Below are 10,369 nucleotides of genomic sequence, written 5' to 3'. Positions count from 1 at the left end.
ATTGAGGTCGGACCAACCAACCCACGGAAGACCACCGACCATGTTCAGAGCCCTCTCCGCCATCCTCGCCGCCGTCAGCCGTTACCTGATCGCCGCGCCGTTCTTCCTCGGTGCGGCCGCCTGGGACATCACAAGCCGGCTCCACAACCTGCTGTGGCCCAGGCCGACCCAAGTCGATGAGCCGTCCGATTTCGCCCGGGACCTCATCGACGCGGACGACGACCTCTTCCGTGAACCGTTCGAAATCCTCTCGGAGAGCGAACTCAACGACTATCCCGTCGGCAACCTCTGCCGCGAGTGGTCGTTCAACCGCCTGGGCCGCTGGGCAGACGACGAGGTCGACACTTCGCCGCTGCCGCTGCACGTGCAGGCATGGCTCATGAGCCTCAACGAGAAGCAGCTCGACCACCTCTGCGAAGAGATGCGGCCGAGCGAGATCGAGCGGCACGTTCTGGCGAAAGACCACACCGACCGCGACCCTGGCCTGCCGGCGGTCGTTGGCCCCGAGGCCGTGAAGCACCTGACCCGGCGCGCCGCCCAGGCCCCCAAGCCGCAGCCGCCCAGGGCCGCCGCGATGGAGGCACCGGAGCCCGCCCCCGCCTACGCGCCAGCACCCCGGTTCTGACCGGCCCGGAAACACAGAGGCCCGCCTTCTCGGCGGGCCTTTTTCGTCGAGGGGGTGATTCGTTCTAGAGCATCGGACCAAAATACGGATCCACGACGTCCCACCCCTCTTCCCTGGGCAGAGGTGGGAACTGAGCGGGTCCGACAAACCGTCCGATGCTCTAGTGCTGCCGGGTCAGCCTCAGCACGGCGCCCTGGGCCTCGGCGAGCTGGCGCCGGGTCTCCCGGAGCTCGCGCTCCAGAGCCGCCTCGCGGCGACGGGATGCCGTCAAGCGGCGGCCGAGCTCCTCGATGCTGTCCATCGTGCGCGCGTCCCTGGCAGCGGAGGCCGCAGCAGCCTGCCGGGCCTGTCGACGCTCGATGTCGGCGACGGCGAGGGTCATGGCCGCGGAAGCGATGACGGTCGTCGGATGGCGCATGCTGGTCTCCTGTTCTCAGGGCCCAGGACACTGGCACAGGAGACTCAGTAATGGCAATCGAAGAAAGCGGCCTTGGTTAAGTTATCCCTGGTCTCTGTTAAGTAATCGTGTCGCCGACACGGTCCCCGGGAAGGTCTGGCCAAAGCTGTCCCCCCGTTACTCCTATTAAAAGAATCGAATGTCCGAAGAATGGTAACGGCTTGCCCGGAAATGCCGCCGACACGCCCCTCAGCCCCGGCGGGAGGCCGACTTGATCGCGACGACCTGCCCGGCGACGGTGAAGGTGACCGGGACGTTGAGCCGGCGGGCCATCCGCAGCAGGCGGACCATCCCCCAGAGCGGGAACGCGCTGCCCTCGTTCACGGCCTCGCAGAGCTCGTACCTCTTCTGACGGTTGAAAAAGACCCCGGTGGTCCGCTGGACCTCGTCCGGGGTGAGGCCCCGGCGCTGTATCTCCGAGGCGATGGCGAGGTGCAGGGCACGGCGGACGTCGTCGGTCCCGTCGTCCGTGCCTTCCCTTCCTTGCTTGCGTGAATCCTGGCGATCAATGCTCATGCCAACCAGGATCAGGGAGGGCGTCCCAAATACAAGGGCACGCTGTATGGACAGCCCCTCACAATCGCAAGGGGCCGTCCATTTTCTTGGCGTTAGGCCGCCTGCTCCAGAGTGGCGATCCGGGTCTCATGGGTGCCGAGCTTGTTCTCCGCGGCGTTGAGGCGGGCGTCGTGGCTGTCGAGCGTGCCCCACTGCTGGGTGTTGGCGGCCTGCAGATTGCCCACCGCGATGTCGAGGTTGTAGAGCTGGTTGCCGAACCCATCATAGGTCGCGTGGGCTGTCTGCAAGTTGCCCACGGCGATGTCCATCGAGTGGAGCCTATTCTCATGGGCATCGACCTTGCCCTCAAGGGTGGTCACCCGGCCTTCGAGCGCCGTGGTGTCGCCACCGCCCGATCCGCCGCCCGCTGCCTGGAGCGCGGCGATATCGACCTCCGCGGTCGTCATGCGGCCATGACGGCCCCCGAGACGAAAAAACCCCGGCAGGGGCAAAGCCCTCCGGGGTGAGTATTTGGTTCAAGCAAAAACGGACTGGATCCGCTAGGCCTGTGCCAAGGATTATATGGGTTTAGAAGCTTTGTTCAAGCGGAGATCGGGGCTTGGAGTGCCTGATCATCCTCCCGCGCGAATCGGCGGCGCATCACCGCCTCGATCTCGGACTTGTCGTGCGTCCGCGTGAGCGCGGCGATAGTCCGGCCAAGGATCTCCGCGAGGATCGGGCTGCGGGCCACGGCGGCCCGGTCAATCCGCCCGGCGGCGTTGGTGAGGCCGCGCTCGACGATGAGCGCGTTGACGACCGCCGCGAAGGCGCCGTTGACAGCGTGCTGGTCGAGCCCCCCGGCGCGGGGCGCGTCGGGCTGCGCGGCAAGGCCGGCAGCGAGGCGGGCCTGCAGGACCGTCTTGACCTGCTCCGGGTTGAACGCTGTGTCCAACTCTGTCCGCGCCGTGTCCAGGGCATCGCGCAGTGCCGGGACGCGGGCAAGCGCGGCTTCATCCACCTCGCCGGTCTCTAGCACGGCGCCGGACAGGATCAGGGCCCGGTCGAGCGCGGCGCCGAAGATCGCGTCGACATCGCGCTTCTCCGGTTTGCCGAGCGCAGCGCGCTTGGCCTTGGCGCGTGCGGAACGGTTTGCGCCGGGGTTGCGGCTCTTGCGGGTACGGCGGGCGGCGCCGGTCTCAGGGCGTGAAGTTTGGTTCTGGCTCATGCCGACACGGTCCTCCGCGGCGACGAATAGATCAAGAGTCGGCGACACGTCATGGCCACCGGGCGGGGGTGAGCCCAATAGCTCGATTTCAGCCCTTTTCGGGGGCGGGACAGGAAAAGCCCCGTCTTAAGCCCGAAAGGGGTTCTGGCCGGCCTCTCTGGCGGTTTTACGCCCGGTCCCGGCCACGCTCGGCCCCGGCGCGGCTCGCCCTCGCTAATGGAAAGAGGTTTCCAGGAGACCCATGGAGGCCAGGAGGACACCCCGGCTGTCCCCTCGCGCGAAGCGGGAGGCTGTGCCTCACGCGCATGGCGCGATAAGTTAACCTGGAGGGAGGATGACAGGGACGGCAGTGGCAGATGAATAGGGGCAGAGATCCGGTAAAGAATCTTCCTTCGGTTAACACCCCCCTATAGTCCCCCCTCTACTTTCTGGGCGAAATCACTCTAAGTCTCTTTCATAGCAGCAAAATCTGGTATATGGCCCCATAAAGTTGACGTTTGCCGGGGGGCCTAGCAAAAAGGGTGCAGCAACCCCGCCAGGATGCCGTCATGCCACGCCTCTCTACACTGCTCTGCCGCACCCTCGTGGTGCCGTCCAAGGCACCTGCCGACGCCAAGACCATAGCCCTGCTGGTGGCCGCCCTCGGCCATGCCGCCGCGCTGCCGCAGCCGGAGGGATACGGGCCCGTGGACCGCGACATGGACCTCCAGCTCGCCGCCCTGCTGCAGGAGGTGACCTTCCGCCCTGTCGAGTTGCCGATGGCCTCCCTGCTCGGGTCCATGGGGCTGTCCCGGCGCGAGCTCGCCAAGGTCCACGCCCGGGCGCAGGCCATGGAGCCCCATGGACCCGAGCAGCCGCCGCGGCCGGCGTTCAACGCCACCATGGCCGATGGCGATGGGGTAATCGGCCTGGAGGTGGAGGAAACGCTGGCCCTCATGGCCGCCTCCATGGGCGAGGATGAGGGCATCGAGGTGTCCATGGCGGACATCATGGCCCTCCGCTCCCGCTACGCCGCCGTGCTCTACATGCGCTGCCTTGCATGGCTGGCCGCCCCCACGGCCCTGCCCAGGGCCTGGAAGGCCCGCCATGGCGCCAAGGGTGCCCTGTTCCTGGAGCTGCCCGCCGACCGGATGCAGGAGCTCCTGGGCACCTCGGGGATGCGGGACGCCTCCGATGTCGAGCGGGTGCTCCTGCGGCCGGCCGCCGAATCGCTCGGCGCGGTCGGCATCGATTTCACCTGGGAGATCGTGCGCTATCCAAACGGCAAGCCCCGGTGGCTGCGGGTGCGCATCCTACAGGCGGCACGGCGGCCCCTCGATGTGGTCCAAGAATCCGCCAACCCGGTGGCGGGGCCGCAGCCGGTCGGCACCCTGGCCGCCCTGAAGCTGGCCTCGCAGGGGCCGAGACGCGGCGGCAAGGCACGCAAGCCCCGCCAGCCACGCAAGTGGAGGAAGCGCCGGAGCGCGTGGATCCGCCAGGACGACGTTCCGGAGGCCGCGCTGGAGGCCCATGCGCGGGAGGGATAGGCGCGACCTCCGGTAATACCGGAGGCCTGTCTCTTGGCTAGGCCACCTGGTCGAACGGCTTGTGCCAGGGATCGTTCGACGGGGTCGCGACCTTCGGGGCCTCGATCACCGGCGCCACGAGGTGGTGCGGGCAGGCCTGCTCCAGGATGATCCGGACCTCCAGGGGCACCAGGCGGTCCTTCAAGGGGCCGGCCGGGGCGGCGTAGACCATCCGCTCCGTCACGGAACCATGGCGCGCGACCAGCTCGCCATAGGCGCGGTCGGCGGCATCGGTCCACACCTCCGCCTCGCGGCCCTGGCGCTCGGCCTTGCTGCCGAGGGCGAGGTCGATCTTGTCGTCCTTCTTCGCCAGGCTCGGGACGCGCTCGGGCTCGGCCACCACGGAGACGCCGACCGGCGTGCCCTCGGGCAGCAGCGCGCGCAGATGCGCCTCGGGGTCCATGACGTAGGCCGGCATCTGCACGAACATCGGCTCCACGCCGCCGATGTCCGCCCGCACGGCCATCATGCCCTGCGAGAACCGGCCGGAGCGGTCGGCGCCGTCGAGGCCGGCGGCCGCCGCCAGGGCGGCGTGGCCCACCGGGTCGATGAGGTCGGCGACCGCCTCGCCCGCGAGCATGGCGTCGGTGACGCCGACCCGGCGCACAATCTCGCCCATCTCCTGGTAGTCCCGGAGCTCGGCGAGGTCATCGAAGGCCATCACCTCGTCCAGGGTCCACGCCGAGGCCTCGGCCGTGTAGTCCGGGCGGAAGCGGATGCGGCCCTCCTCGTCCTTGTATTCCTCGACCGGCATGCCGGGCATGACACGGCCCAGGGCGAACAGGACCGGCGCCACGCCATCGCGGTAAACCGGGCGGAGGCGGCCCAGGAACTGCTTGAGCTCCTCCTCGCGGTATTGGCTCTGCACCTTGGCGGCCCAGCGGCCGGGCCAGGCGGGGACGTTGATGATGAGGTCGGAGCCGTCCCGCAGCGGGTACGCGCGGCGGACCTCGGGCGCGACCAGGCGCTTGCCGCCCGGTGCCTTGCCGGTGCCGTCGACGTCGATGGGCAGCTCGGGCTCGACGTCATCGTAGGTGATCGCCGCGACCAACCCGTCGATGACCCGCGCCGGGAGGTCCAGGCGGCCGATGGCGATGGCGGCCATGTGCATCTTCGCGTAGTCCAGGCCACGGAAGGCGCCGTAGTGGCCGAAATCCAGGTTGAGCGGCTCGGCCCAGGTCCCGGTCGTCTCGCCCTGGTGAACCGCCTTGCCCATGATGCGCTGGCGGACGCCCATCATGGCACCCGCGATCACCCGGCCGTGGCCGAACAGAGCGCTGGCGTTGGCGAGCACCCGGCGGACCTTGTGGACGCGCGTGGCGGCGGCCAGGGCGTCCTCGGGGCCCTGCGCCCGCTCTGGCAGCATCGAGGTGGCCGAGAACGTCGAATCGATGGCGGCGACCACGCGGACGTGGAGCGAGCCCTCGATGGCGACGGTGTGGACGGCCCTGGGCGACCAGCACTTGGCGATGATCTCCGGGTCGGCGGAGGCGTCGAGGAGCATAGTCGGGATCGAGGAGAAGTTGGGCTCCACGCGCCAGGAGACCCGCACCGCATCGCGGTGGGCGTCGTCATCGAGGAACTGGATGCGCATGTCCCTGGCCCCGCGCGCCAGGCGCTCGACGGCCGGGAGGGCCTCCGGCACCGGAAGGCCGGCGTTGCGGGCGGCGGCGCGGCGGAGCCCCAGGGCCAGCTCGTCGGCTTCGAGCTGCTCGATGCGCTCGCGGATGATCTTCCAGAACCTCCATTCCTCATGCAACCACTTGCCGGCCGGGCGCTCGGCGATGAGGCGGATGGCGTCGATGTCAAGCTCCGGGTGGACCTCCTTGCCGGCATCGCGGGTGCGGCCGGAGATGGCGATGCAGGAATCGACCACGGCCTTGCCGCGCGCGATCCAGAACGGAGCGCCGTCCTTGTAGCCCTTGATCCGGGTGCGGTGTAGGGCGAGCGCCGGGCAGGTGCCCTCCAGGCGGGCGGCGTTGACTATCTCGATGGCCCGTTCGCGGTCGGCGATCATATCCTTGCCGGTGAGGCCGGCCTCGACCTCCTTCTTGGTCGGCTTGGGCTCGCGGCGCGGCTGTTTGAAGGCGTCGACCGGGAAGGTGGCCGAGCGGACGAGCTCGCTCCACACGCGCTCATCGAAGATCGCGGCCCCGGCGGCTTCCTTGACCTCCTCGGGGAGGTCCAGGGTCACGAACGCCAACGGCAGGATGACGAGGCGGCGCCCCTTCACGCGCTGGCGCTGCGCGATGATCGGGCAGCCCTTGTAGTGCTCGCAGTAGCGATACTTGGGCTCACCGGCCTCGTTCTTGAGCGGCTTGCCGTCCTCGTCCTTGAGGGACGAGCGGCAGAGCCCGGCGGTCCCGATCTTGGCGGCCTGGAGGAGGCGCAGCTTCTCGAATTCCTGGCAGCCACCCTTTTCCTTCCCGTAATAGATCATGACCTCGACGCCGGCGGCGGAGGCCTCCCTGGCCATATCCTCGGCCATCTTGCGGAACAGGGGCGTGTTGCCGTCCTTGCCACGGCTGGCCTTCTCGACCGCCTCCTCAATGTTGCCGTAGGACGGCATGAAAAGGAACACGGCCTTATCGTAGTCCGGGTGCTGGCGGTAGAAGAACGCAATGCGCTCGATCAGGGTCGAGGTCTTGCCCGCGCCGGTGGGCGCCTGGAGGATATGGACCGGCGTGTCCAGGGCCTTCGAGAACGCCAGGGTGAGGAAGGCGTCGGCCCCGGTGCGCACGGCGTCCGAGACCCGCTTGGCCTCCTCGCGGCGGTCGGCCTTGAGGGCGCGGCGGGCGCGGCGCACCGGATCGGCGGCGGTGCGGGCGATGAACTTGATGGCCCGGCGCATCTCGGCGGAGGGCAGGAAGCGGAGCGAATTGGTGTTCGCCTCGGCTTGGCCCACGCGCACGGCCGAGCGGGTGCCGAACGAGAGGCCGCTCTCGTCATGCAGGGAGGCCATGAAGGCCGTGCCGCCCTTGCGCAGGAGGGTCCGGGCGGAGGAGCGGATGCGGAGGCGGCAGCCCTCCATCAGCTTGCGGCTGGAGGGGAAGGCGCTGCCGCCGCGATAGGCGCCGTTCGGGCTCATATCGCGGTAGACCTCATCATAGAGCGCCTGGGTCAGGGCGCGCAGCCCCTCCTCGCTCTTGAGGAGGCGCGGGTTGCGGAGGCAGTAGGCGAAGCTGCGCTTCGTCGCCTGGATCTCGGCCCCGTCCGCGATGAAGCCGTTTCTCCAGAGAACTTCCTTGTAGCGCTTGCGGTCGCCGGGCACCACGATGCCCGAGGCATCGACGGAGGCGCCCTCGATGGCCTCGGAGCCGTCCGACACGGCGACCTCGGCGGCCAGCCCCGAGAGGCGGTGCGAGCCGAGCTCGGCATCGACCGCATCGAGGAACTCCTGGAGCTTCGCGGCGGTGATGACCGGCGCGACCTCGGGGCCGACGAAACCCGGCTGCATGGTGCCGCGCGCCCATTGGAAGTAGCGGCCGGTCGCGTGGTGGTTGCCGTAGACGGTGAGCAGTCGGCGCGGCCCGAGCACCTCGATCATGTGGCTGGAGGCCACGCCGGTCTCGGCGTCGATGAGGCGGCGCACCATGGAGGTGGTGATCGGGTCGGCCGGGTCGCCACGGTAGATCAGGGCGATCTTCGGGGCGGTGCCGATGCGGCGCAGAGGGGTATGGCCCAGGATGCGGTCGGCGATCTTTTGGATGGCGTGGGAGAGCTTGGGGTCGGTGACGTCGATGTCGAGGATGCGCGGGCCGCTCGGGTCATCGGGCGTGATGATGGCGAGGTTCAGGGTGGCGCAATGCGCCTTGAACTCGCGGACCTCTTTGGCGGTCGGACGGCGCTCGGCGTAGATGCCCCACTCGATGGCGCTGCCGTAGATCCTGCCGGCGAGGCGGCGGCCGGTGCGCTCCTGGGGCACGAAATGCCAGCCGTTGCGGTGGACGGCATCGGCCATCGCCAGGAAATGCAGCTCGCCCGCCGGATACTGGCCGTCATCGGGCTTCGGCGTGTGCGGGATGAGGTGCGCGCGCCAGTCGGCGGGGGTGATGTTCACAGAGGCGCTGGCGACGGGGAGCGCCTTCTTCTTGTCAGACATAGCGTACCTCTTCCAAGTCAAAATTTTCGCGTAGAACCAAATTTCGGGTTGACTGATGTTTTAGTCTTCCCGAGTGGCAGAGAATTCTGAACACCGTTCAAGCTGAACAGCCCCGTTCTCCGTCCGAATCCTATTGCATCATTGACCTCCGCAAAGTTCAAGGTCACATTTAACTTAAAGATGGGTGAGGTTAATTACTCACAATCGACAACGGCAGGTGGATTTATTCTTTTGGTTCTTAGTTTATCCCAGGAGCGCCGGCTGGCGGATGTGGGAGACCTGCCGGACCGGTTCGTGTCGGAGGCGGGAGGGCTCGGCCCCAAGCTCGGCCCTCTCCTTGTGCAGTTGCCCCCGAGACTGAGCTTCCAGCCAGGCATCGCTGACCGGTTCCTGAGCGATCTGAGGAGTCGGGTCGAGGGCAGCATCGTCTGCGAGACCCGTCATGCCTCCTGGTTCAGGACGGAGGTCGAGGCCCTGCTCGACGAGCTTCGGATCGCCCGCGTCGCGGCAGATCCGGCTCCGGTCTCGGGTGCTGACGAGCCGGGCGGCTCGCGGGCTGTCGTACTATCGCCTGCACGGCTCACCGAGGATCTACTACTCTGCCTAAAACGCGGAGTATCTAGCAGCCATCGCAGGGGTGCTCGCCAGGGATGCTGCAGTCTGCGTCGAGACCTGGTGCATCTTCGACAACACAGCCGCTTTCGCGGCAACCGGTAATGCTCTCACAACCCGAGGGCTGGTGTAGGCCCGGCTCGAACCTTGACCGCGCTTGACCGTTACCCTCTTTCGGACACCAAGCAAGGGAACACGTTTTGGCCACCGACATCGTGGAAATCTACTGGAATGCACGCCCTCACCTGGAGCGGCTCGGAGTCAACCTGCGGCGCAGCGGGATCGACGACAGAGGACAGCACCTCCTGGAAGAAGTCCGCAAGAGCCTTGTGGAGGTGTTCCCCGGAACTCCCGTCCTTGTGCGTTTTGCCGTGCATTCCAAGGTGCCGACGGACGATCTCCGGGTGCTGCGGCGCGGCGCCGAACAGCCTGGCTGTCTTGATGAGGTCCGTGCCGCCATCGATCAGGCCCTCCTCCAGGCGGAGTGTGAGCCGGCCTGATCCGAATGGCACAAGCTGCCCTATGATCGTCGTGGGCCCGCGTCATCCCAAGCACCGCGACGGCCGTCGCGACGAGACCAAGCAGGACGATCCAGGCGAGGCTGTCGAGGCCCGACATTCGGCCCTCCCTCTCCGTGTCTCGGTCAGCGGAGCTCCTCGAAGTCTCTCCGCTTCCAACGTCCGTCGAAGGCCGGACCGTCTGGACCGTACAGACGAAGGTAGACAAACCAACCCTTGCCGGGAGTGGTTTTGATCCACCTCCCTTCCTTGCTGGCAGGTGCCGTCGGCTCGAAGTAGAGATCGTTGTGCGGAATTGGCGGCGACGCCCACGGGAGAGCCATGGCGGCCTCTCATTCTCTTGGCCACCAATGGCCCGAAGTGATAGATTTTGCGGATGGGATAGGGCACGGGAGCAGTGCCATGCGGTGTCTCATCAGTGTTGCCTTAGGGCTTGTCTTCGCAACCGGAACATGGGCCCAACAACCCGGATCAAACCAGCCCACTGTCGCCGTCGAGAAGGTGGATCTTCACGCCGCCCCTCGGCCCGTCGGAGGGCTGATGGCCCGCAGGATGCGCGAGCGCGGCGATGAGCCGAAACCGACACCTGGGGGCGGCATTGAGGGGTATTTGGCCAAGCCGGAGGGGAATGGCCTCTTTCCGGCTGTCGTCGTGCTTCCCGATTGCATCGGCCTGACCCCCTTTGTCCGCGAGACACTTCCGGCGCAGCTGGCATCCTGGGGCTATGTCGCCCTTGTGATCGACAGCTGGACCACCCGACACGCCCGGGC

10 protein-coding genes and 1 pseudogene are annotated in these 10,369 nt (G+C 67.5%); 5 read left to right on the top strand and 6 right to left on the bottom strand.

Annotation, left to right across the window (positions count from 1 at the left end):
* On the top strand, positions 1–625 hold a 625-nt coding region (locus OC446_RS22760; RefSeq protein ID WP_262031298.1), incomplete at its 5' end, for a hypothetical protein.
* 160 nt (positions 626–785) lie between these two features.
* On the opposite strand, the gene OC446_RS22755 is transcribed toward OC446_RS22760, so the two are convergent.
* The 4 genes from OC446_RS22755 to OC446_RS22740 form a co-directional block, all read right to left on the bottom strand.
* Positions 786–1,043 (bottom strand): hypothetical protein, encoded by a 258-nt coding sequence (locus OC446_RS22755; RefSeq protein ID WP_262031297.1) that lies wholly within the window; start codon positions 1,041–1,043, stop codon positions 786–788.
* A 228-nt stretch (positions 1,044–1,271) separates the two neighbouring features.
* Positions 1,272–1,598 (bottom strand): hypothetical protein, encoded by a 327-nt coding sequence (locus OC446_RS22750; RefSeq protein ID WP_262031296.1) that lies wholly within the window; start codon positions 1,596–1,598, stop codon positions 1,272–1,274.
* A gap of 92 nt (positions 1,599–1,690) precedes the next feature.
* Positions 1,691–2,044 (bottom strand): hypothetical protein, encoded by a 354-nt coding sequence (locus OC446_RS22745; protein WP_262031295.1) that lies wholly within the window; start codon positions 2,042–2,044, stop codon positions 1,691–1,693.
* Between the two features lie 134 nt (positions 2,045–2,178).
* A complete protein-coding gene (locus OC446_RS22740; protein ID WP_262031294.1) occupies positions 2,179–2,802 on the bottom strand; it encodes a hypothetical protein in 624 nt (207 codons plus the stop codon).
* Positions 2,803–3,350: 548 nt separating this feature from the next.
* Here OC446_RS22740 and OC446_RS22735 point away from each other — a divergent pair.
* Positions 3,351–4,328, top strand: coding sequence for a hypothetical protein (locus tag OC446_RS22735; RefSeq protein ID WP_262031293.1), 978 nt, complete (start codon positions 3,351–3,353; stop codon positions 4,326–4,328).
* 37 nt (positions 4,329–4,365) lie between these two features.
* On the opposite strand, the gene OC446_RS22730 is transcribed toward OC446_RS22735, so the two are convergent.
* Complete coding sequence (locus OC446_RS22730) at positions 4,366–8,469, bottom strand: hypothetical protein (RefSeq protein WP_262031292.1); 4,104 nt, start codon at positions 8,467–8,469, stop codon at positions 4,366–4,368.
* 231 nt (positions 8,470–8,700) lie between these two features.
* Here OC446_RS22730 and OC446_RS22725 point away from each other — a divergent pair, with 231 nt between their 5' ends.
* The gene (locus OC446_RS22725) at positions 8,701–9,186 is read left to right on the top strand and encodes a DUF72 domain-containing protein (protein WP_262031291.1); all 486 of its coding nucleotides are present in this window, start codon (positions 8,701–8,703) and stop codon (positions 9,184–9,186) included.
* A 95-nt stretch (positions 9,187–9,281) separates the two neighbouring features.
* Complete coding sequence (locus OC446_RS22720; protein ID WP_262031290.1) at positions 9,282–9,581, top strand: hypothetical protein; 300 nt, start codon at positions 9,282–9,284, stop codon at positions 9,579–9,581.
* Positions 9,582–9,724: 143 nt separating this feature from the next.
* Here OC446_RS22720 and OC446_RS22715 read toward each other — a convergent pair whose 3' ends face one another.
* On the bottom strand, positions 9,725–9,922 hold the full coding sequence (locus tag OC446_RS22715; protein ID WP_262031289.1) for a DUF1214 domain-containing protein: 198 nt from the start codon (positions 9,920–9,922) through the stop codon (positions 9,725–9,727).
* On the opposite strand from OC446_RS22715, the pseudogene OC446_RS31105 reads away from it, so the two are divergent.
* Positions 9,921–10,334: pseudogene (locus tag OC446_RS31105) on the top strand (dienelactone hydrolase family protein); the annotation flags it as partial. The gene OC446_RS22715 and the pseudogene OC446_RS31105 sit on opposite strands and share 2 nt — an antisense overlap.
* Positions 10,335–10,369: the final 35 nt, after the last annotated feature.

It is taken from the genome of Microvirga sp. Mcv34 (genome assembly GCF_024519725.1).
Classification (GTDB): Bacteria; Pseudomonadota; Alphaproteobacteria; order Rhizobiales; family Beijerinckiaceae; genus Microvirga.
Note: the sequence above shows the minus strand (reverse complement) of the source record. Positions and strands in the feature narration are given on the sequence as shown.